At 46.0% G+C, this 24,013-nt stretch carries 15 protein-coding genes and 1 pseudogene; 5 read left to right on the forward strand and 11 right to left on the reverse strand.

Features of this window, described 5'->3' with window-relative positions; genetic code table 11:
• Positions 1–115: 115 nt before the first annotated feature.
• The 4 genes from ABFX33_RS17510 to ABFX33_RS17525 are packed head-to-tail and all read right to left on the reverse strand — an operon-like array spanning position 116 to position 9,112.
• Entirely contained in the window at positions 116–2,287 is a 2,172-nt protein-coding gene (locus tag ABFX33_RS17510) for a S9 family peptidase (RefSeq protein WP_346087098.1), read from the reverse strand.
• Complete coding sequence (locus ABFX33_RS17515; protein ID WP_346087099.1) at positions 2,277–4,430, reverse strand: M14 family zinc carboxypeptidase; 2,154 nt, start codon at positions 4,428–4,430, stop codon at positions 2,277–2,279. Before ABFX33_RS17515 ends, ABFX33_RS17510 begins: the two co-directional genes overlap by 11 nt.
• 11 nt (positions 4,431–4,441) lie before the next feature.
• Positions 4,442–5,893 (reverse strand): RagB/SusD family nutrient uptake outer membrane protein, encoded by a 1,452-nt coding sequence (locus tag ABFX33_RS17520; protein ID WP_346087100.1) that lies wholly within the window; start codon positions 5,891–5,893, stop codon positions 4,442–4,444.
• A 12-nt stretch (positions 5,894–5,905) separates the two neighbouring features.
• Positions 5,906–9,112 carry a SusC/RagA family TonB-linked outer membrane protein gene (locus tag ABFX33_RS17525; RefSeq protein ID WP_346087102.1) on the reverse strand — a complete coding sequence of 1,069 codons (3,207 nt, stop codon included), beginning with the start codon at positions 9,110–9,112 and terminating at the stop codon, positions 5,906–5,908.
• A 448-nt stretch (positions 9,113–9,560) separates the two neighbouring features.
• On the opposite strand from ABFX33_RS17525, the gene ABFX33_RS17530 reads away from it, so the two are divergent.
• The 4 genes and pseudogenes from ABFX33_RS17530 to ABFX33_RS17545 all read left to right on the forward strand — a co-directional run.
• Positions 9,561–9,857: a hypothetical protein gene (locus ABFX33_RS17530; RefSeq protein WP_346087104.1), complete on the forward strand. Its 297-nt coding sequence runs from the start codon at positions 9,561–9,563 to the stop codon at positions 9,855–9,857.
• Between the two features lie 294 nt (positions 9,858–10,151).
• Positions 10,152–11,702, forward strand: coding sequence for a PAS domain-containing sensor histidine kinase (locus tag ABFX33_RS17535; protein WP_346087106.1), 1,551 nt, complete (start codon positions 10,152–10,154; stop codon positions 11,700–11,702).
• A gap of 6 nt (positions 11,703–11,708) precedes the next feature.
• On the forward strand, positions 11,709–12,074 hold the full coding sequence (locus ABFX33_RS17540; RefSeq protein ID WP_346087108.1) for a response regulator: 366 nt from the start codon (positions 11,709–11,711) through the stop codon (positions 12,072–12,074).
• A 125-nt stretch (positions 12,075–12,199) separates the two neighbouring features.
• Positions 12,200–12,655 (forward strand): annotated as a pseudogene (locus ABFX33_RS17545) (linear amide C-N hydrolase); the annotation flags it as partial.
• Between the two features lie 100 nt (positions 12,656–12,755).
• Here ABFX33_RS17545 and ABFX33_RS17550 read toward each other — a convergent pair.
• From ABFX33_RS17550 to ABFX33_RS17575, 6 genes are read right to left on the reverse strand one after another with little or no spacing between them, the layout of a single operon-like run.
• The gene (locus ABFX33_RS17550; RefSeq protein WP_346087110.1) at positions 12,756–14,672 is read right to left on the reverse strand and encodes a TlpA family protein disulfide reductase; all 1,917 of its coding nucleotides are present in this window, start codon (positions 14,670–14,672) and stop codon (positions 12,756–12,758) included.
• A complete protein-coding gene (locus ABFX33_RS17555; RefSeq protein WP_346087112.1) occupies positions 14,665–16,029 on the reverse strand; it encodes a RagB/SusD family nutrient uptake outer membrane protein in 1,365 nt (454 codons plus the stop codon). The genes ABFX33_RS17550 and ABFX33_RS17555 overlap by 8 nt, the downstream gene beginning before the upstream one ends.
• A gap of 29 nt (positions 16,030–16,058) precedes the next feature.
• The gene (locus ABFX33_RS17560; RefSeq protein ID WP_346087113.1) at positions 16,059–19,304 is read right to left on the reverse strand and encodes a TonB-dependent receptor; all 3,246 of its coding nucleotides are present in this window, start codon (positions 19,302–19,304) and stop codon (positions 16,059–16,061) included.
• Positions 19,305–19,343: 39 nt separating this feature from the next.
• Positions 19,344–20,396, reverse strand: coding sequence for a FecR family protein (locus tag ABFX33_RS17565; RefSeq protein WP_346087114.1), 1,053 nt, complete (start codon positions 20,394–20,396; stop codon positions 19,344–19,346).
• 44 nt (positions 20,397–20,440) lie between these two features.
• On the reverse strand, positions 20,441–20,968 hold the full coding sequence (locus ABFX33_RS17570; protein ID WP_346087115.1) for an RNA polymerase sigma-70 factor: 528 nt from the start codon (positions 20,966–20,968) through the stop codon (positions 20,441–20,443).
• 60 nt (positions 20,969–21,028) lie between these two features.
• Complete coding sequence (locus tag ABFX33_RS17575; RefSeq protein ID WP_346087117.1) at positions 21,029–21,211, reverse strand: hypothetical protein; 183 nt, start codon at positions 21,209–21,211, stop codon at positions 21,029–21,031.
• Positions 21,212–21,263: 52 nt separating this feature from the next.
• Here ABFX33_RS17575 and ABFX33_RS17580 point away from each other — a divergent pair, with 52 nt between their 5' ends.
• Positions 21,264–21,512 (forward strand): hypothetical protein, encoded by a 249-nt coding sequence (locus tag ABFX33_RS17580; RefSeq protein ID WP_120257188.1) that lies wholly within the window; start codon positions 21,264–21,266, stop codon positions 21,510–21,512.
• A 250-nt stretch (positions 21,513–21,762) separates the two neighbouring features.
• Here ABFX33_RS17580 and ggpS read toward each other — a convergent pair whose 3' ends face one another.
• Positions 21,763–24,012, reverse strand: a complete 2,250-nt coding sequence (gene ggpS / locus ABFX33_RS17585) for a glucosylglycerol-phosphate synthase (RefSeq protein WP_346087119.1) — start codon at positions 24,010–24,012, stop codon at positions 21,763–21,765.
• Between the last annotated feature and the right edge of the window lies 1 nt (position 24,013).

Below are 24,013 nucleotides of genomic sequence, written 5' to 3' on the forward strand. Positions count from 1 at the left end.
TTGATTGCCGAGAAAATAGACTTGGCAATCAACCAAACTAAGCAACCGCTGCTAAAGCCTTTTGGACTTCAATATAAAAGTTTGGATGCTCCATCATCATCGTTAAGCATAAGAATCAGTGCCGATAACGTTCAAAGAATTCATAAGTGCGCAACAGCTGATCGAGGCGTTGGCCTACATCTCCGGAGCGTGTGATCTCATGATCGGCGTGCGGGTGTCTGACATATTCTGTATCACGTCCCAAATATTTGAGCTGCTTGTATAAAAAATCACTCTGCACAGGGCCTGTACGATTGTCCTGCTCCCCATGGAAAATAAGTAAAGGTGTTTTTATCTTCTCGGCATAAGTTGTAGGCGATTGCGCCAAAAGGATATCCCGCATCCCCTTTTCCCACGGAAAACCATCAAAATAGCGTTTCAACATGGGCCACACATTGGCGCTACCAAAAAATACATAGAGATCATACACCCCACGCTGACTTGATGCAGCGCGGAACCTACGCTCATGCGCCAATATCCAGGTGGTTAGATACGCACCATAAGATCCGCCAGTGATAAACAGCTGCGAGCTGTCGACAATCCCGGTCGCAAGCGACAGATCCACGGCCTTAAGGACATCACGTGATGGTCCAGGTCCCCAGTCTTTAAAATTAGCTTTTAAAAAACTTTCCCCATAGCCACTCGAACCGCGTGGATTCGAAAACAATACCGCATAGCCGCGCGCGCGAAAATACTGGTACTCGTGCCACATACTGGCATCCGCAGGACCGAACATGGAAGCTGGTCCACCATGAATCTCTACCAGAAGCGGATAACGTTTGTCCGTCTGGTAATTTGCAGGCTCCAAGAGCCAATAGTCGACCTCCAGCCCCTTTTCATTTCGAAAACTGCTTTTTTGTGCAATACCAATATTTTTTTTCGATAGCCATCCTGAATTGATCTCACTAATGACAGCACTATTTTTAAAATTGGCGTCCGCACGGTACAGCTCTGATGGATTTGCGAAAGTAGTTTTTGTGTAGAAAGCTTTCTGACCATTTACCCAATAGTCACCGATCCCCTCTTCCATCGAACTCAAGGTGCGTATATTGCCGGTTTTTATATCCGCGCGATTTATGGTACGTCCGCCTCTATCCGACGCAATAAAGTAGACTGATTTTTCATCTGCTGAAAACTGTATATTACTTAGGCTACGGTCTACAGCCAAGCTATTACCTTTCCACTTTTGGGTATTATAGATAAACAATTCACCGACTGTCAATGAATTCTGCCGACCTCGATTCACGGCAACCCATTTTCCTGATGCCGATACCGCAGCCACCTGAAAGCGATGTATGCTATCCCCCAGAATTACCTGTCTTTTTTTACTAGGCAGGTCAAATAAGATCAGATCCGTCGATGCTACGCGGTCCGGATGAAGGCCATTTTCGGTCTCTACGCTTAAAAGCACCTTGTTGTTCCCTAAAAATTCCGCTCCTGTATAGCTTCGAAAGCCTTGGGTTAAAGGAACAGGCTGTGTGTTGGCTGCGAGATCCAAGATGTACCAATGTGTAAAGCGGATTTCGCCCGTCGTTGAATTTTCTGTCTGAAACTGCAATTTGTTGGTCACTTTGGCGATACCCTGCTGTTCATCATGTTTGAGATAGGCAATTATTTCTGCTAGGCCGCCGTCACGATCTTCTTGCGCAGGTTCAGCTAATAAGGATGCATTATGGCTATCCGCCGGTTTTTCCGTCGACCATGGTGGCACATAGCCAGCAGGATTGAAATCTTTACTTTTTACCAGCTCGCCAAGCGTAAAGCTAGTTGATAAAAGTACCTTTGAACCGTCCGGACTGAATCGTACAGTACCCAGCCCCTGCTCGAGCTTGGTTAGCTGTTGAGGCTCTTGACCGTCTGATGGAAATAAAAAAAGCTGCGAACGTTTGTTGCTTCCCTTGCCAACAGCCCATCTGCGTCCATCCGGGCCGTACAAGATTTGTGTAAATTGCTGGCCCACCTTTAGCGGATCAGCCTTTGCTGTCGATACCGTTCTGTTTACATACCAGAGCGTTTCATAACGAAAACCGCCATGCTTGGTCGTATCGGCAACAATCCCGCGCACGGCATAAGCCAGTTCACTTCCGTCCGGTTTCACCTGCAGGTCAACGATATTTTTTATTCGAACCAGATCACTCGCCACGATCAAACTATCCGTCGCCGGTGCCCCGGCAAAAGCTGGAGAAATACTCCCCAGCAGCAGACAAATTAGGTAGCACTTCCAACCTTTGTATTCACTAGCTTTCATTGAGTTTTTCGATTAATTTTTGTGCAGAAATACGGGCTTTGCGCTGTATAAAATCAGCGTCGGTATTGTCGCCAATTTCATAGACCAATGCTTCGGTATTATACGTTTTATACAAATAGCTATAAGCCGTAAAGGTCGAGCCACCCAAATACAGGGGCTTCACCAGTGGTTCATACCCTGGAATAGCTTCCTTGACCGCGGTTATCCAGGTGGGAATAAAGCCAGGAAACCGACTTGGCAAGGCAGGATCCACCGTGTAGTAAATATCGCTTCCCGTAGAATGAAAATCGATGGCAAAATAAAGCTCGCGGCCCTGCTGCTCGATTTCTCGTTTAAAATAATCGCGCAGCGCCACAGTCTCAGGCTGGTTAAATTCGGCCCAGTCACGGTTGAGGTCAACGCCATTGGCATTGGCACGCCAATGCCCTAGATCCACTCCGTCGGGATTAACGATGGGGATCAGGTAAATACGATATTTCTCACGAAACCGCTTTGCATCGTCGCTATTACCCAAGAGGTATTCGACAAAGCTGGCATATGCATAATGTCCTGTAATTTCGGGTGGATGCTGTCTCCCGAGGACCGCAATAGCCTTTTTACTTTGCGGATTGCCCGCCACATATACATTAATTGGTTTGCCAAGGGCCGTTTTACCCACTTCCTGTTTTTGTATTTGAACAGCAGGATTTACCTGTTCAATCCAGCTATATACTGCTTTCGACGGAATATTTGCCTGTGCCGAGATCCATGTTCTCTTACTGGAGATCGGCAGGTCAAAAGAAGCACCGTTGATCTTATTCCAGTTCGTTCCGTCTATACTCACTTTCGGGTCGTAACGATGACGCACGCCGGAAGGATAGTCAAGCTGGATTTTTATCGTCGTATCGCGGTTGGACCAGACCTGAAAACCATACCAGGGACTAGGATTGATCGGCGTGCGTTCCGGCGCGACCTGCAGGTGGTATACGCCTTCACTGGATTTTGTGAGTCCATTCAGTCGGGCACCATCGTAATCATTGCTAAAAAAGACCCGTTGATCCACTGTGAAAGTGCCGCGTTCCTGTTTGACGATAGCTTGGGATTTGGTCGATTCATAGCTAATCGGATTCTGCCCTTTAAAATCTTTTTTCAGTCCGCCAATCTCGGTTTTCCCTTGATTAAACAAACTGTCCAAAACCTTTCCCAGTTCTTCGCCACGGACATTCTTGGCAATGATTGTCCCCTTATCATCCACCAAAAAATTGGCGGGAATTGCCCGAACAGCATAAGTAGTGGCAATTTCGCTGTTCCAGTATTTTAATTCGGAGACATGCTGCCAGGTCAGGTGATCGTCGGCAATACCTTTGAGCCAAGCTTCTTTCTTCTTGTCCAGTGAAATAGCATAAATTTCAAAGCCCTGGGATTTATATTTTTGATAATTAGCCACAATATTGGGATTTTCCTTCCTGCAGGGAGGACACCATGAAGCCCAAAAATCAATCAATGTATATTTCCCCAAATGATCGTAGAGCGCCTGCGGGTTGCCATCAGGGTCATTGGCGACAATGGCCGGGGCTTTCTTGCCTACGGCTACCTGCCGCGTCACGGCGATGATTTTGCGAAGATCCTGTATATAACGCGATTGCTGCTGAGGCCCGGAGAGCAGGGCGATATGCGCTTCCAGTTCTTCCGGAGACAAGCGATAGGACCATTCCCTGTAGAGAAGGTAGCTTGAAACGATATTATCCGGATATTTTTGGATGAAGGATCGTATATCGGGTTTGCGCTGCGCCCGATATTCTTCAAAGAGTTCCTGGCTTTTCGACCCAGATAATGATACCGACTGTCTGTTGTCATCTTTTGCATCGATCGTCACTTTATTATCCCCTACATCGAGAAAAACATAGCTCGGAACCACATCCCGCTCTGTAGAAATGCCATACAGGTCAGGCAACGGAAGTTGCTTTCGGAAAGCAAAGGAGCCCTTTTTCACCTGAGCAGAATCAATCACTGTAAATATTTTATTTTCAAAACGTTGCAGATACACCACAGTAGCATCGCTATTCTTGACCGTTCCTTTGAGTGACAGGGTCTGTTGTTGTGCGTGTAAGGATCCTGCACTGACCAGCAGTAAAGGAATAAGGAATTTACTTGTCTTATTCATGTTTGACTAGTTTAGTTAAAAAGTTTATTGGTCGCCAATTCGGTATTAGGCGCTGGAAAAATATAGTTCTGGGCTGTTGTAGGTACCAAAGGTGTCTGTATATTCGCATCACCTTTTGCAGGTAGCTCTTTCAATTGACGGAGCAAATCGTATCCCCGCAAGCCCTCACCGAGCAATTCTATTCGTCGTTCTTTGGCAATGGCTTCCAAGATGGCCGTTTTGCTTGCCAGAGCGGGCCCAGGAAATTCAAAACTCGCATCAGATCGTTGGTGTACAGCCTTTAAGAGTGAGCCTGCGATCGTTAGCTGTTCAGCCTGCGCAGCAGCTTCTGCATAATTTAACAAGACCTCAGCATAGCGAATAACCGGAATATAGTCTACGTAAGGCGAAGCCTTAGCATACTTTTTCAGGTACTGTTTGTCACCATTTGCCTGAAGGAGGCTACGCCGTTTGTCCGCCTGACGCCACTGCGTGTCGTTTAGAATACCATTTGGATTAAGATAATATTCTTTATTGACCAGATAGACATAGCCTATCGCAGACTGCCCCGAAAGTGCATCCGTTGTGCTCGCCGGCATACTTAAAATAGATTCCGGCGTGGTATAATTGCCCCCAAAAATCGTCGTAATATCTGTCTGTAGCTCATTCGCAACGCCTTGCTGCGCCTTAAATGGTGCAATTTGCTGCGGGACGATCTTTTTTGCTTCCTCCAGTACCTTTGCATAATTATTGATCGTCAGGTAAACCCTGGTTTTGAATGCCCGGGCTGTATTTTTATGCGCCCGCGTCGTATTGAGCAGCGCGGTTGAATAGTTTTCTGGCAAATCCTTTTCAGCCTCATCGAGATCGCTCAAGATCTGTTTGTACACCTGTGCAACCGTACTGCGGGCCAGATCATTGTTGTTTCCGTCCACCTCGGCCTGCAGGCGTAAAGGTAGTCCCGGCGAGGCCCCCTGATCTTTGTTGTAGGGTTGCGCAAATACCGTCACCAAGCTAAAATAAGATACTGCACGCAGGAACTTTGCTTCTGCAATATAAGCTTTGGAAAGTTCAGTGCCGATGACTTCAGTCCCGGGACTGAGGGCAGCAATCAGGATATTCGCGCCGTTAATCGTAGTATAGGCCGCAGACCAGAGGTTGTTGATATCATTGGATCCCGAACTGTAGGAATTGTTCCAGCTTTCATAGGCTGTATAGCTATTGGCCGTCACATTGATAAAATCCTCGCCGCGGACATCCTGGTAAAGGAGATAACGTCCGCCATACAAACTGGCCGATTTTAAGCTTTTATAAATGCCATTGACGACCCCCTCGATCCGAGCAGGCGTATCAAAGACGTTTTTATCCGATATAGAGGTAGTCGGCACAGGAAACAATCCGTCATCCCTTTTGCAGGAGTTCAGGGTAGATACCAGTAATAATGCGCTGACTAAGTACAGATTTCTTTTCGTATTAATTTTCATGTTTTCAGATTTTTAGAATGAGACATTTAAACCAGCTGTCCAGGTACGCCCCTGTCCGATCGAGTTCTTTTCCACGCCGATGGAGGTATTAGAATTTCCGTTGGAAGAAGACTCAGGATCTGTACCCGAATACCCCGTGATCAAGAAAAGATTCGACGCCTGACCATAGATCCGGATACTGGAAAGACCGATCTTATTAAACAGATTACCACGGAATGTATAGCCCAGCGTTAACTGTTGCAAACGTAGGAAATCAGCTTTCTCGGCATTTTGATCGATGGAAAATCCAGCGGAACCGTTTGAAATCACATCGTTATAGACCAGTCGAGGTATGTCAGTCTGCTGCCCTGCTGTAGTCCATCGATTGAGCACTTCGACCGAATTGTTGTAAAAACGCTGATCCAATAGCGTACCTCTTGTACCGTTCATGACTTTATTACCACCTGCAAAGGTGAAATTGACCGCAGCATCAAAAGCTTTATAGCGGAATGAATTATTAAAGCCGCCGTAATAAGTTGGCAGTGCCGTCCCCAAGACCTGATAGTCGGCTACCGTGATCGGATTAGCAACGCGGCCGTCCAAATAGGTCCAATTGCTCTGGCCTGAAGCTACCGCAGCACTATATTGCACACGCTCGCCATTTTTATTTATAAATATCCGCTGCCCATTTTCAGGATTTACACCATCGGTGACGGCACCGTACAGGCTACCCACCGCGTACCCCACACGTGTAATGTTGTTGGCTTCAGTGGTGGTGTGCGTATAGCCAATGATATCGGCATTGCCGGCAGACAGCGATGTGACTTTATTCTTTACATGCGTAAAATTAAGCGATGAGTTCCAGGTAAAATCCCTTTTTTTGACGATATCGCCACTGATAGCAAATTCGATCCCGCGGTTATACATGCTGCCGACATTTTTAAGAATACTGTTACCTGGAATACCTTTTGATGGTGACTGCGGTACATCCAGAATAAGTCCATTCACATTGTTTCTAAAGTAATCGACATCCACATGCAGGCGCTTTTGGGCTAAGTCCAAGCTCAGCCCCAAATTAGTCTGTTCGGAAGTCTCCCAGCCCAGATCCGGATCACCCGCCTGCGACATGCTCCAGGTAGGCACTGTTCCATAGAGCGATGAGCTATAGAGATTGAGTGATTCATAAGCCGAAAGATTTCCATTGCCGACCTTACCCCAGCTCCCCCGGAAACGCAAGTCGCCCAGTAGGTTTGCCAAGCTGCTATTCTTATAGAAATCTTCTTCAAAAACAGACCAGCCCAGCGACACGCCACCAAAATCACCATACTTGCTGTTTGCTCCCAAAGCCGAATTACCATCCCTTCTAAAATTGGCCGTCAGGAAATAACGCTTATTGTAGTTGTAGGTAGCACGGACAAAGGTGGAGCGATAGAAACGCTCCGTAACACTCCCGCCAGCCCCGGATAGTGTCGTCCAATTGCCCTGAAAGTTTTCAAAAAACGGATCAGAGGCGTTGTTTTGCGATGCATTCCAGCTATCGTTGTCATATTTCTGGATATCGTAGCCCACTAACAGCGTCAGGGCATGCTTTTCGGCAAACACCTGATCATAGCTTAGGCTGTTGGTAAAATTCCAGTTGTTGCGCAGGCTGCTCACATTGGTGACCGATCCACCATTGGTATAGCCCGATGAGCCTAAATTGGGACTCAAATACGTTTTGGTAGTCGATAGGTTACGGTCTACCGCATAGGTCGTGGTGAATTTTAAGTTTTTCAACAAATTGAGCGAGGCATGCAGGTTTCCCAAGATATGATCGTTGCCAGTCGTGTATTTGCTGTAGGCAAATAATGCTTCAGGATTGTAAAGTGTGTTCGTAAACAAGTTGGCTCCGGGACCTAATAAACCCGTGCTACTTAAATTGTAGCTGCCGTCATCTTTATATGCTGAAACATTTGGCGGCAATACCAGCGCCAATCGAGCGCCACCGATCAACAGCAGCTGGCTGCTGGGCAAGGAACCCGAATTTTTGGCGTCGTTGAAGGTATTGTTGTAAGTCAGGTTGCTACCAAGCGAAAACCAATCGTTAACTTTATGCTCTATATTAAACCGCAGGCCTTTGCGGTCGAAGCTGTTTTTTGCAAAAAAGCCTTCCTGGTCCGAGTAATTTCCCGAAAAATAATACTGTGTATTTGCGTTGGCTCCGCTTACGGCGAGGCTATGGTTGTGGCTATAGCCGGTGTTATAGACATGATCGTACCAATTCGTTTCAACCAGCTTACCATCGGCATCATACTGCGGGAAGAAAAGCGCACTCGCCACCTTATCGTTACTGGCGTTTCCTGACAAGATCTTGTTGTTCAATACAGCTTCATTTTTGATATCGATATACTGACTGGCATTCAGCAGCTTAGGCAAACGTGTCGCGGATACGGCAGAACCCCAGACGTCGTAGGTAACTTTTGCGCGGCCTTGTTTGCCTTTTTTGGTTGTTACGATCAATACACCCCCTGCTGCCCTCGAACCATAGATTGAAGTAGAAGCCGCATCTTTCAAGACATCTATCGATTCGATATCCGAGGGATTGATATCTGCGAGCGGATTATTGGCCACATTAGATGTGCCAATATTACCCGTATTGACGGGAATACCATCGATGACGATCAAAGGATACGAACTGAGGGATATCGAATTCAGGCCCCGCACCCGTATAACAGGTGGATTATTGAGCAATCCATTCGGCAAAGATATACTTACGCCCGAGGCCTTACCCGCCAGGGCCTGGTCAAAACTTTGTACGGGGATATCTTTGATTGCTTCTGCTGAGATCGTTGATGCTGCACCCGTAAAGTCTTTTCGTTTTTGGGTTCCATAGCCCACAACGACGACTTCTTCCAGCGTACGGTCCTCGCGAACCAAGCGTACAGTATCCCCCGGCTCTTCAATAAGGGCGATTTGCTCTTTATAGCCGACGGATGAGACGACGACTCGTGCAGGTAGCTTTTGTCCAGTGACAAAAGCAAAATTGCCCTTTCGGTCTGTGGTCACAGCATGCGTAACACCATAAAGCTTGACCGTAGCACCTTCAATAGGCTGGCCATTTTCGGCATCAATCACCTGCCCCCGGAAGGATGCATTTATAATCGTTTTTGGAGTTTCCTGTGCGTAAGTTACCAATGGCTGTTCTGCCAGGCCTGCCAATAACAGGTACGCCGAATAGTGTAGTATTCTTCTCTTATTCATAGGTAGAATCGTTTAGTTTAAAAAATAGATGTCCTGGCCATAAACATGTTTATAGCAAAAGGATAGTGAGCAATACTAGAATTATTGCCCTTATTATCAAGAGTTGGAGAATTTTACTAGCTACACATTCGAGGCGCAGAGAACGCCCTATAAGCTTTTGGAAAAGATAGATTACTTACTTTGAAAAGGTGGTTTAGATAATGCTGTTTCATTTTTACTTTGTTTAGATAGTGATTAAATCGTCGCCAACGCCAATTGAAACTACGATAAAACAAATGTAAGCATTAAAATAAAATAATGTATACTAAAATAGTAGATTTTTTTATCGATCATTGTGTTCGTTCTAATAAAGGGGACCAAAAGTCGTCGATTCGTTTTTTATTGAACTTTTTGATAAGCGTATTGTTTATTTTAAAAGGAATATGGTTCAATTTTTAAAGAAGAACGTATGAAAGCACAAATCGGACTGATTATCACGGCAATTGCTGGAGCAGCATTGCTTGTATACAGAAGCTGGAAACAAGGTTCTGTACAAGAATCAACAGAAAAAACAGATCGCAAAGAGACGGGCAATTTAGCGAACCCACCTTCATGGTACCGCCCGCTTAAAATGCCCGACATCGACAGCATCGATATTGTGTCATTGCAATATGCACCCGTCATGGTATCGCCCGAAAGAAATGATGCGGCGCAAGGGATCAACAAACACATTTCGTATTACCATAAAGGCAATAGACATCAATAAGGCAGTGATACGGAAATATTTGCAGTTTAAGCGATTTCTACAGCTTAAAAAGTGCCCAAGGTCAGTATACAGCGCTGAACCGCGACAATAAATGCGCGCAGTTCTGCGTTCCAGTTACATCGGTTCAGTCAGATCAAAAATAGGTGTCCTGCTATCATTTGCACTGATTATATTTTCTTATATTTTCGGCAGGGATTTATACGGGTTTTGAATTTAGACATGCCAAAATCCGCTTCAATTTCAAAATTATCGACTAAATTGGGACACCTTAATTAATATGGGAGTTTAAAATATATGAAAAAAAATGCTTCCGGCATAAACAATTCAAAGCAACGTATTGAAAACAAGAACAATGATCTAGATCTTTATCTAAAAGCATTGAATTCTGCCTATTCGGGTATTATAATTACAGACAATCTGCAGTATGATAATCCCATCATTTATTGCAATAAAGCTTTCGAAACCATCAGTGGGTATGCCCACGACGAAATTATTGGCCACAACTGCCGATTTTTACAGGCTCAGGACCGTTCGCAAGCCGAACGTAAGATTATCAAAGAAGCTATTGAGCGTGGCGAAGAATGTAAGATTGAAATCCGAAATTATCGTAAGGATGGAACGCTTTTTTGGAACGAACTTTTTATTTCACCAGTGAAGAATGATGAAGGTCAGGTAACTCATTTTATTGGTGTTCAAAATGACATCAGTGATCGAAAAAAAGCGGAGCATGATCTTCGGGAAGAGAAGTCCCATGTGGAGCTCAAAATACAGCAAAGAACCAAAGAACTGCAAGATAAAGAAAGCTTTCTGTCCAGTATTATTGAAACCGTACGAGAAAGTCTCTTGGTTCTCGATGCCAATTATATCGTCCTGAGCGCCAATAGGCATTTTTTAAACTCGTTTAAAGTCACCACAGAGGAAACAGTAGGAAAACTATTATTTGAGCTCGGTAATCAGCAGTGGGATATTTCTTCCTTAAAAGAGATGCTCACTCGGATACTGCCCACCAATAACCCGGTTATCGATTATGAGGTAGACCATATCTTTCCTCATATTGGTCGAAAAGTCATGCTGCTTAATGCTTATCGTATTGAATTCGAGGGCCAGTACAAAGACCGGATCCTAATCGCCATCGAAGATATTACAGAAAAGAAGGAGCAGGATCGGCGTAAAGATGATTTCCTGTCGATCGCCAGCCACGAACTGAAGACTCCGCTCACAACAATTAAAGGTCTCTTCCAGATCTTGCAGCGATTGAGTGCCGAAAATACCGATCCGAAGTATGTCTCAACTTTAGATAAAATCACAGCTTATATCGATCGCTTGAACTTACTGATAGCAAAACTCTTAGATACGTCTAAAATTCAATCTGGAAATCTTGAGCTGCACATGGAGCCTTTTGAGATCGATAAGACCATCCAAGATGCCGTTGAAAGCATGCGATTGGCGGTACCTGATTCTGACATCCACCTTACAGGAAATACGGGTAGTATCGTCGAGGGCGACGAGCTACAGATTATCCAAGTGCTGAACAATCTACTATCGAATGCAATTAAATATTCACCCGAGTCGAAAAAAGTTGAAGTCAGTATCCACAGGGTAGCCAACTTTGTTAAAATCTCCGTACGTGATTATGGTATGGGCATAAACTATCAGGATAGACTAAAAATTTTCGAACGATTTTTTCGCGTCAGCCATATACAGAAAAAGTTTCCGGGTTTAGGCATCGGGCTCTATGTTTCGCATGAGATTATCTTACACCACAAAGGAACACTGTGGGTCGAAAGCGAGCCAGGAGAAGGATCCACATTTAATTTTACATTACCCATTCTAATCAACAAATAAAAAAATATGCAGCCTAAAAAGATAATGATCTGTGATGACGACCGAGGGATACTCGAAATGCTGGAGCTATTTTTAGAACTAGAAGGATATAATGTCATATGCGAAATAAATAGTACACACCTGACAAAGCAATTAATTTCGCATAAGCCAGACCTCTTGCTGCTGGACCTGTGGATGCCCATAATTTCTGGTGACCAGCTGATTAAAATTATCCGCAGTACACCCGAAATCAAAGAAACTCCTATCATTGTGCTATCAGCAAGCGTCGATGGACCTGAAATAGCAGAAAACTTAGGCGCAAATGGCTTTATCGCCAAACCCTTTGATTTAACCGATATCACAGATAAAATTAATAGCATACTGAAAAACTAGTCGGCAAGTACACGCTGACCAGGCACACATAAAAGCTTTTTAAAGAAAAAGTGCTTTTATGCAGCTGATGTGATCATCCTAAGACGAACGCTTACGATTCGCTCAATTTATCCACGAGAAGTAATAGATCGTCCAGTTCAAATGGTTTGCAGCTGGCGCTCAATAATTATTGGCGGGGAATTCCGGGTACCATCATGTTGCCTGGTACCAACCGTGCGGCAGACCGATTTGTGCGTGCCTCCTTTTATATTGATGCAATTCCACAGACCGATGACGTGAGGAAATCCGTTGCAAGTGTGTTTAGCGTAATTCGCAACTGTTCTGTTCCTTATGGAATTTCCTCCAAGGAAGAACCCAATATCTCGACGACACGTTGGCGTTCAGTAGCAGATCATAAAGATTTGGTTTACTATTTTGAAACAGTAACCACACCGGGTACCTTTTGGATCAATCTAAAAGATCTGGATCTGAGCGAAAAAGGTCAGGTCCTTAAACTTGATGTGGAACAAAACAAAACCTATACTGGATTGAGTAATGAACATCTAAAAAAAGTACAACCTTTTAAATTTATGGGGTTGTGATCGATATGATATACGCAATTGCTGTTTCATTGATGTTGTCGTAATACTATCTCAATGAAACAGCACATTTGCGAACAGCTACATGGACGTATCCAACATTTTAGTGCTCCAATTCTTTCAGGTATTCGATCATGGCATCGAGGCTTTGTAAGAGCTTTTCACCTTCAAACCCCACCTTTCGAAAACGAATGTTTCCTTTTTTGTCCAGGATTAAGGTTGTCGGAATTGACGTGATATCCAGCTTGCTACTGAGCTTTTTATCTTGGTTGTAATAAAATGGAAAGTCAAATTGGGGATTGGCCTGTGCCCATTTGTAGGCGTCCTCCCAGCTATTTCCACTGCCCGAATTGAGTACAACGAATTTCACTTGCGGATCGTCCGCATATTTTTTGTACACCTGATGCAAATAAGGAAAAGAGGCAATGCAGGGCTTGCACCAGGTGGCCCAAAAATCAATGATCACGATCTTGTCCATGAGTTCTGCCTTAAGCAATGGTTTCTTGTCCATATCAACTAGGCTGATATCTTCTGGAAATGGCGTATTGCCGATGATTTTCTCAAACTCCTGGTAATACCCCTGTTTCCATTGCTTGTCAAGTTTGCTAAAATAAGCTTGCCGTTCGGCAGCATTGCCCATCCCTGTTTTAACGAGCGCGCCGTCGAGAAGCTGCCGGATCTGTAGGTCAAAAGGAGCATGCCGATAGGCTGCCCCCAGCAGGGGAATAGCACTGTCTGGATCATTCCACTGCTGATACTGCAGGGCAACGGCCCGCAGTAGCGCAGCCGATTGAAGTGTAGGGATGCTTTTGGCAAACCATTCTCGGGCAGCTTCGGGCTGATTTAACTGCGCGGTGATCAGTCCCTGATTGGCCATAATTTCAGCTTTTATCGCCCTGAGCTTATCGGCCTTGGCCGGATCATGGGACACCAGATAACCCGTTTCCGGGAAATAACGTATTAGACTCACGGGATAGGCCGCAACACTATCAAGAAGATATAAATTGAGTTTGGACGCCTCCTGCAGCATCAGCTTATGATCCAATAGCAGCTGCACATATTCATTGTATGTGCGCCATTTATAGGGATCTTGTTCCCAACGGGTAATCAACGGCAGATATTTCCGGGCCTGTACACTGTCGCCATGCCGCACATAGTAGGTAAAAAGATATTCGTAAGCGCTGCCATAGGCCGCCTCGTTATCGGCCGTTTTGAGCGAAAGAAGCTCCCCTATCTTTGCGACCACGGCGCTGGAGTCCTGCTCGCGGAACAACTTATTGAGCCGATAAGACAGCCCGATCTTCTTGTTGGGAAACTCGTTGATCACGACCTGACGGATCGAATCCACTTTTTGGTTTTGGCCAAGTATCAGATAGCCCATGGTCACCTTGTTGAGGTTACCTTCAAAGAGTGGATTGCTTCTGAATCTCTGTTCCACCACGGCCAAACCCTTGTTCAACAGCCGCGCCTGCTGGGCCGGACTACCGGTTTTCATCTGTAGCGCAATCAGACGGAGCTGTGCCTCATAGTTGTCGGGATATAGACCCAACTCTTTTTTGAGGTAATATTCCTGTGTAGCAACGATACGATCCGAGGTTTTATCCTGGACCGGTACGCTGTAGGATTTTCCCAGGTAATTACCCGCGATCAGTTTCCCCTGCTGATAGACGTAGATCTCATATTGACTGCTATCGCTTGCCTGCTGTACAAATTTCTTGTCTTTGTCGGCGATCGTAAAGCAGGAAAAGTTGGCATAGGCGGGCAATTTAAACCGTACACGCCACAGTCCACCTTCTTGCTGCATGGGCAGCCGGCTCGGAAATTCATAAAAATTTGAATAGTTGAAATCCACGAAAAATGGCCCCGCACTCTGGGCCGCAGCAGATTTACCCGGATCAAAGCTGATGGTCACGGTATCACCGGCCGCTGCTTTTTCCGGCGTTATGCTGACTTGTGCCTGCAACAGCAGGCTTGCCTGGAGCAAGCAAAGCAGCAATGCGTATCTGAATAGCTTAATCATTCTGTTGGAGGTTAGCATTGGTGATTAAAATAGCACTGGCGATCGGTATTTTGATGTCGCTTTCAATAAAGTCTATTTTGACCTTTGAAAGTACAGGCAGGGCCCTGTTTGTGCGGACCAGGTCAAACCAACGGTGGCCCCATTCACCGAGCAGTTCCAGCTGGCGTTCTTTTTCAAGCGCTAGGGCGATGCCCGCCTTGTCCATCGTTTGTGGTAGCGCGACAAGGCCTGCACGCTCACGGATCAGATTGATATCCTGTAGTGCCGCCTGCAACTTATTTTGGTTCAACCGCGCTTCGGCACGGATCAGATACTGCTCGGCAAGTCGTAGCACGGTATTGTATTCGGTAACAGGTGCACCTGTACGCAACTTGTACTTATAGGGCATATAAAGCGTCTTATTATTTACAACATAAGGTTTTAACCACATGGCTTTACGCAAGTCATTCTCTTCATAGGCCGCTACCGTGGTATCATACACCTGATAGTAACTCCGTGCTGTAGCTACGGCCGGAACGATGCTGAAACCCTCCCAGGTGTTGACCCCGGCAGTAGAAAGATTAACTGTCTGCAGCTGCCAGATCGCCTCTTTGCTCGTTTTCAAAAAAACGGTATTTAGATCACGCGACAGCTCATACCGATTATCAGCGATGACTTTGTCAGCCATCTCTTCGGCATTGGCCCAGTCTGCATGATACAGATATACCCGGGCCAATAGCGCGTCAACCGCTTTTCTATTGGGGCGGGTACGCTCATTGCCCTGATAGGCGTCGGAAATATCGGCAGCAGCCTTCTTCAGATCATCTACCATGAACGCATAGAGCTCCTCCCGGGAGGCCGGACCTTTTCGGTTGTTGGCCTCCAAATCTTTGGTATCCGTGATCAAGGGTACTTTGTTGAAGAGGTTGCTCAGGTAAAAGTAATTGAACACCCGCGTAAAACGGGCTTCAGCCGATAGCTGTGCCTTTACCGTGCTGCTGAGCGCCGAAGCTTCCACTCCTTCGATAATCTTATTGCTGTGATTGATATAGCTATAAGGTTGCGACCAGAGCCGATCGAGATAAGAGGTCGCCGGACTTAGTTTATTGTACTTGTACTCATCGTAGCTTGTAAAGGCTGAGTTGTAATCGTCGGCCAGACTGGACAGCACAATGGTCATCAGCCCGCTAGCGAACTGGTTATTGTAATTGTTCATACTGGTATAGAGTCCGCCCACGGTTGCTGTGGCCGTCTTTTCGTCACTGAAGGCCGATTCTGCCGCCACTTCTGTCTTGGGCGGGTCCACTGCCAGAAATTTATTGCAGGATATGTTCATCAGTGCTGTCGCAAAAAGGCTGTAGATGATATATTTATTCATGGGATAAGTCTTTAGTCGTTTTATGATCATTAAAAAGTGAGCTGAACCGCAAAAGTATAGGTACGCATCGATGGCGTGGCGCTGTTCCGTACCGAACCAAAGACATTGACATCCGAGAGATAGCTGCGGTCAAAACCCGGCATCTCGGGATCCATACCCCTGAAGCTTGTCCAGGTAAAGAGGTTCTGTGCATTAAATTGTACCAGCGCCCTGCTGATATTGATCTTCTGGGTCCATTTGGAAATATCATAACTGAGCGATACATTTTTTAAGCGGATAAAAGAAGCGTCGTCCCATACGGCCGATGAATACCGGTAGTAATTGCGGTAAGCCAGGTTCGCTTCGTTGGCGCTATTGGCCGTAGCGCGTGGCACATCCGTTACATCTCCGGGCTGCTGCCAACGGTCCAAGACATATTCATCCAGATTGCCCAATGCGCCAATGGTCGTTGCCTGCGGGCCATACCCAATGGATGGTCCCTCCTGTTTAACAAATTGAAATAGGAATCCAAGGCTCACACTGCCATAACTTAGATTATTGCCGATACCACCATAATACTTGGGTAGCAGTGAACCCAAGGTCACATAGTCATTGAAATCACTGATCTTTCCATCGCCATCCACATCCCGGAATTGAGCGACCCCAGTTTGCGGATCTACTCCGGTAAACTGAAATCCACGGACGATACGTGTGGACTCGCCAATGACGTATCGCCTCGCATCACTAGTATTTTCAAGCCCAGGATATTCCAACAGGGTATTTGATGGAAAAGTTATATTGAAATTGGTTTTCCAGCTGAACTTCTCTTTTTGGATATTAACACTGCTCAGCTCAATCTCCCAGCCCTTATTTTCGATCAGTGCCGGGGTATTCCCAAAATAGGAATTATAGCCCGTCTGCGGCGCGAGCACGATATTGATCAACTGATTATCCGATCTATTGTTGTAATAATTGGCTGTGAGGAAAATACGGTCCCTGAAAAAGCCAAGGTCGAGGCCCAGTTCTTTCTTTTTAATTTCTTCCCATCCAAAATTGGGATTAAACACCCGCGTCGGATACAGCCCGGTGATGCCCTGGTAGGCAAAGCCCGTTCCCCAGGTATCCAGGTACTGGTAATCTCCGATCTGGTCATTGCCCGTCACCCCCCAGCTGGCACGTAATTTTCCGAAGCTCAAGATAGACTGATCTTTTAAAAATTCTTCGCTACTGAATACCCAGGCTGCACCAATCGACCCAAAATTACCGTACTTATTGTTGGGTCCAAAGCGGGACGAACCATCCCTTCGGTAGCTGACATTCACAAGGTACCTATCCGCATAGGCATAATTGATACGTGCAAATGCAGACTGGTAGCGGTAATCCGCATACTGATTGTTGCGGATTGCAATGACACCTGCGGCAGCCATGTTGGCTAACTGGGAATCACTTGGATAGCTGCTGCCATCCAAGTATTTACCTTCGCTGACCCGCTGCTGCCAGGTACCGCCCAAAAGGAACTTAAATTCATGTTTCCCAAAGTTTTTACTGTAATTCAATTGCGGCTCAACGATATAGGACTGATAGTCCGAGTTCCCGTAAGAGGCGGTTGAACCTGTACTGGTCAATGGATTAAATCCGGCATTGGGCAGCAGGCGTGTTTGGTCCATGCTTTTGAGGTTATACCCTACATTGACTTTAGCAACCAATTCGGGCAAGATCGCGTACTCGGCTGAAAAGTTGGCCAGCAGGGATTTTGATTTTGATATACTCGACCGCTCCATATAGGCGGCTGGATTCTGTAAGCTCTGCTGAAACCAATAATAGTCTCCCTTTTCATCGTATAAGGGATAATTGGGTGCCTGGTTGTAAAACTGTGCAATATCCGTCGGTACCGTATTGTTACGGTCCAGGTTGAGGTTGAAACTGCTATTGAGTTTAAATCGCTGATCTTTGGACTGTGTAGACAGATTCAACAGCGCCCCCCAACGCTGATAATTTTGATTACCGGGCAATGGATCCCCCTGGCGATTGAAATTGGCACTGGCCAGGTATTGTGTATATTCGTTTCCACCCGAAAACGACAGCTGATACGTTGAGAAAGGAGCAGATGCACCGTAAAACTCTTTTTGCCAGTCACTGTAAGCGGACTGATCCCAGGTCAGTAGATCCGGCGCATTATCTGCCGTCGCCGTCCAATTATCGTTTTTAAATCCCTCCTTACGGATTTCCAAATATTGCTCCGTATTGAGCATCTTGAGATTTCGGATGGCTTTACCGGAGCCAATATTGGCATTAAAATCTATTTTAAGTCCGCTTTTATTTCCCTTTTTCGTTGTGATCAGGATTACTCCATTCCCCCCCCGGGAGCCATAAATGGCTGTTGCATCGGCATCCTTAAGCACATCGATCCGTTCAATATCCTTTGGATTGATCAGGCTTAGCGGGCTTTGATTCCCATTGGCCGAGGTAAACTGATTCATGCTCTCGTCCGAAAATGGAATACCGTCGATAATGTAAAGGGGGCTACTGCCATTGCTCAGCGAATTGACACCACGCAGTTGCACCTGAAAAGAGCTGCCCGGTAACCCCGAATTGGAGGCTATATTGAGTCCGGCCACGCGGCCCTGCAATGCTGCCAAAGGATCCAGCACCGGTTGTGTCTCTATTTCCTTGCCGGTCACACTGGATACCGAACCCGTATTTTTGCGTCTCGAAGATGTGCCGTAACCGATCACCACCACCTCATCCAGGTTGCCAGGATCGATCTCGAGACTTATTTCAATGATGCCGTTGCCCGCGATCTTAACTTCCTTGCTGCGGTAGCCAACATAACTCAAGAGCAGTATATCATCCTGCTGCAGTCCATTTAAACTAAAACGACCGCTGGCATCGGTAACCGTACTGACGACCTTGTTTTTAACACGGACACTGACCCCTTCAAGCGTTACACCCGAAGCATTGCTGACCCGACCACTGATCGTAGCCTGCTGGGCTTTGCCAGCTGCTTTCCCCTGAAGCACGATGGTGTTTTTGACAATTTGATAGCGGATGCCTTTTGCCGAGAATGCCTGTTTAAGTAGTTCAGGGATATTGGCATTGCTCAAATTGACATCAACATTGAGATCGGGGCTAATTTCATTGGGATCATAAACAAAGCGATAATCGCTACGCTGTTCGATTGCTTTGACGAGCTGTTTAAATTGAACATGGTTGGATGGTTTGTCTCCCTGCTGGCTAAAGGCATAGCCATTGACATGCATCAGCATAAATAGCAGTGTTTTTACGGACTGTTTCATAGGGTATTTAGATTGAAAATTCGTTTGTTTGGTCTTTGGTTAGGGAACAAGTAAGAGTCTGTCCTTGTCGATTGTATAATTTATGCCGGCGAACCGCAATATCTTCAGCACTTCGGCAAAGGACTCTTTTTTGCTGATTTTTCCGCTAAGCACTTTATTTTTATAGACGGGAGACAGGCTATAGGTAAAATTGTACCAACGGGCCAGATCAGCCAAAATCTCAGGTAGCGGTGTCTGGTCAAATTCAAAGTAACCGTCTTTCCAGTTGGCCGCATCCTGCTGTTTGTTTTCTTGCTGAAGCTGGAAGTCCCCATTCATTACATTCAGCTGGATGATCTGTCCGGGGAGCAGAATCTCCTGCAGGCCGGCATTGCTGACCCGTATTTTTCCTTCGTCAAGCTGTGTGGTTAAGAGCTGACTATCATTGGGGTATAACTTGACATTGAAAGCAGTCCCCAGGGCTTCAATGCTCGTCTTGCCTACATGCACAATAAAGGGCTTCGCTTTATTTTTTGCCACTTTAAAATAAGCTTCCCCCTCCAAGAATACAGCCCGTTCCTCTACATTGTATCCCGGTCCGATTTCCAGCTTACTGGCTGCATTTAACCACACCGTCGTACCATCGGGAAGTTCCATCTTGAATTCTTGCCCCTTTTTGGTCTTGATTGCCACTTGATCCCCCTTGCGTTGTTCCATCCATGCCGGGCTGAACGGCTTCTTTTCGTCCAGGCTGACCACCTCATTTCCGATCAGCAGATCGGCCTGGAATTGACCGACACTAAAAGGCAGCGGCTGTGGGGATCGCTGGCGTCCGGAAAAGAAGTACATCGCTGCGCCCGCCATCAAAAAGAATACAATACTGGCTGCGACCTTCAGATAGGCTCTCCTATGGCGATTGGCCCGCAATTCGGGCCCAAAAATATGTTGTTGGAAATACCGGTCTTCGGCAGCCAGATCAAGTTCCGGAATATCTTTTGCGTTATTTGTCTTGCTAAGCTGATTGTACCAACTTTCGACATACGCCATTTCCTCGGCGCTGCACATCCCCTGCTGATACTTCTGCAGTAATTGTTTCGATAATCGTTGCTTCATAGGTTCTTTCCTGTTTACAGTTTAGAAGACAGGATAGCGCCCACTTAGTGGTAGAAAAAAATAAAAATAGTTCGTATTTTTTTTCTTAAAACCGTCAACGCATTGTATATCTGCTTTTTGACAGTCTGCTCAGAGATATCAAGTTCCTCGGCGATCTCCCGATAACTCCGTTGTTCGAAACGACTTTTTTTGAAGATCAAAGCCATTTTGCGCGGCAGATTTTCAATCGCTTGATCAATCTGTTCCGCTAATTCTTTCTCCCGCAGCAGCTCGTCGGGCATAATTTCAAGGGCTGGGGCTGCATGTTCAAGGTAATGCTCATATTTACGTCCCACATCTTGGCTTGCAATGCGGTTGATCACCAGATTACGGGCCGAACGAAAGAGATAAGCCTGATACGAATGCTCGATTTCCAGCCGCTCCATACGGTCCCAGAGATTTGCAAATATTTCCTGTACAATATCACGGGCCTCGTCCCGATCATTTAACATCCGGAAAACATGTACATACAACTTCACCCAATTTTCTTCGTAAAGCTGGGTAAACAATTGTCTGACATGTGCTACATTCATCCCGATGGTTTAGTTATTGTTGATCACTCAAAATTAGGCTTTATTTTTAGGAAAGTCAATTTATGATGGATTTCTAATAAAACCAGTAGAATAATGCAACCAAAGACCACCTTTTGTTACATTTAATTTATTTGCAATCTGAATCACGATGGATAGACCGATCGCCGAACCTTTACAATTTAGGCCCGGAACTCCTAAAGAAGGTACATTTTCGTTCAATTGTAAGGATGTTGATAAGGCCATCAACTAAACGAAACAAAGCCTATTTCCTATTTTTTTCGTATCTTATCTCACTATGAAAATAGTAGACATCACAAAAGACACTTTAATCAGTGCTCAGAAAGAAGGATTTACAGTTTTAATCACGAAATTTAATTCAGATCCGTTAAACCCAACCTGGATTGTTGATAAGGTTGAAAACAGCAAAATAGAATCTAGCAAAAAAATGCTGAGCGAAAATTACCAGCTATGCTATTCCATTAAAGAAGCTATTACGACGATCGATAGCCGCCCCTTTATCGGAAAATTACAGCTGAGCCATTAATATCGTTTGATCAATTTATAATTCAATACGCAATCGGAAGAATGTGTTGTTTCACTAACCCCTTAGACGGATGCATCACAACGGGATGATTACGGTAAAATACAAGCACGAGAAAAGGCAGCCAGAGGAGGCTGCCTTTTCCAGTTTCTGGGAACCATTGAAAGAGGCCGGTCACGCTATACCGCAAGTTTAACCCTTGGCTTATTGCGTTAAACAAAGCGGGGGCTAGATTAGCCCCCGCAATTGTTATTTATAGTCGCTTGCCCGATTTCTCGAGCTCTCTGACAAAATCCCGCCCCCAATAATGGATATCGTAGTGCTCAATATGCTCATACAGCCTACGCGCTCTGACCTGGGCCTCTCCGGTTTCCATGACCAATGCTTTCAACAGCGCATCTTTCATGCTCTTGCGGTCATAGGGATTGGTCAATATAGCATAAGGCAACTCAACCGAAGCACCCGCAAATTCCGAAAGCACAAGGACCCCAGCAGTTTCCAGTAGTCCATGAGTTGCAATGTATTCCTTGGCGACCAGATTCAGCCCGTCACGCAAAGGCGTAATCCAGGCAATATCGCTCAACGCATAGTGCTTGACCACTTCCTCAAAGGGCAGTGCCCGGTAAAAATATTGGATCGGGGTCCAGTTCATCGTCGCATATTTACCATTGATCTCACCCACGGCCTGATTCACCTGGTCGCGGATTTCATCATAGATCGTCATCCCTTGCGATGGCGGTGTACAGACATTGACCAGTTCAATCTTGCCCCTAAATTCCGGATACTCGGCAAGAAATTCGCCAAAAGCCTGAATTTTTTCCAAAGGTCCTTTGACATAATCCAGGCGCTCGATGGATATGATACGCGTTATTCCCGATTCAGCTTTGCGCTCTTTGAGCGTATGGATCTCCGCTTTCACGTTATCATCCGTCAGAATCTGTTCGATATGATCCCTGTTGACACCCACCGGCTGTGCCCCCAGCCTGATCTGCCTCCCGTCCACCTCAATGATCTTGGTCATCTGATCGACACCCAGCGCACAGCTATAGGTCAGGAACTGATTGGCGACGTCTACTTTTTTGACCACTTTAAACGGCGTATGACTGCGGATCACATCCACAAAATTCTCCACATAACGTGGGATATGAAAACTGACAAAATCACAGAGCAGCAGGCTGCCGATAATCTCCTTGCGCCAGGGAATAATATTAAAAATATCTGCTGCCGGAAATGCCGTATGGTGAAAAAAGCCAATTTTCAGATCGGGACGCATGGTCTTTAAAAAAGAAGGTACCATCCACAGATTATACTCATGGATCCAGACCAGCGCCTCCTCGTCGGCCTCGCGAGCGATCCGCTCGGCAAAGCGCTTGTTGATCATCAGGTAATGGTCCCAGTCCTCGTGGTTGAACTTTGCCCGGTCCACAAAGGAAAAGATCGTCGGCCAGAACGCCTCCTTGGAGAATACACGATAGAACTTATCGATATCCTCTTTTGACAGCGATATGGTGGAAGCGACCAGATTAGGGTACCGGCTTTCATCCACCAGCTGATTTGGAACCGGCTGCCCGTCCTGCTGGATGACTTCCTCCCCGATCCAGAGACCAGACCGTCCTTTTTCAAATAAGCCCAGCAGCGAGGGAATAATGCCATTTGGACTTTTGGGTGCTACCCGCACCGTCTTACCATTGACCGATTCCTTTTCAAAAGGCAGCCGATGGTAGACCATCACCAGCTGATCGGATTTTTTGGACTTTCTTTTTTGAGGCACTAATTTTTGTTCTCCACGAATCAACTGCTGAAACGGGCGGTATTTGCCCATATATTCCAATATACCGCCCGCCCCGGCAGCTTCTGCGCTGTACGCTGTATCCAATTGATCAATGGCCTGCAGCAAGCCCGGTTCGGACTTTCCGACCGCAACACCCCGAAAACCGATCTGAAATAAGGCCAGGTCATTAAGGGTATCACCGGCCACCATCACATCATCCGGATCGACAGCCAAAAATTCAACCAGTTTCTTTAATGTTGTCCCCTTATTGACACCTCTGGGGAGCAAGTCCAGGTATTTATCGGCCGAAGTAATAATATCACAGTCATACCTGTCAGCCACCTGCTGCACCAGACGATGGTCAACCCCTGCTTCATAATAAAATGAACTGCGGCGCTGCTGCGGTACATGTTGGTAATTCAACTGCGGTATTTCCTCCAGCGCTGCCCGGATTGCATAAGTCTGCGGCCATTTTTCCTCAATCTCACTTTGCAGCGGTTCAATTGCTTCCAGGCTATGGCCGTTAACGACCGTGGCGCCCACATCCGCAATAATGAAGTCCGGCACCGGAATGAGCGGATCGCTCAGTAGCGGCAATACCGACTCCAGTCCTCGTCCGGTTACAAAAACCAGCTGCATATTCGGGCTGGCCTTGATCAGTCTATATAATCTGAGGCGGTCTTCCATCTTTCCGCCTAAAAAAGTTCCGTCTAAATCTGTTGCTAATAGCATA

It is taken from the genome of Sphingobacterium ginsenosidimutans, assembly GCF_039536865.1.
In the GTDB taxonomy this organism is placed as follows: domain Bacteria; phylum Bacteroidota; class Bacteroidia; order Sphingobacteriales; family Sphingobacteriaceae; genus Sphingobacterium; species Sphingobacterium detergens.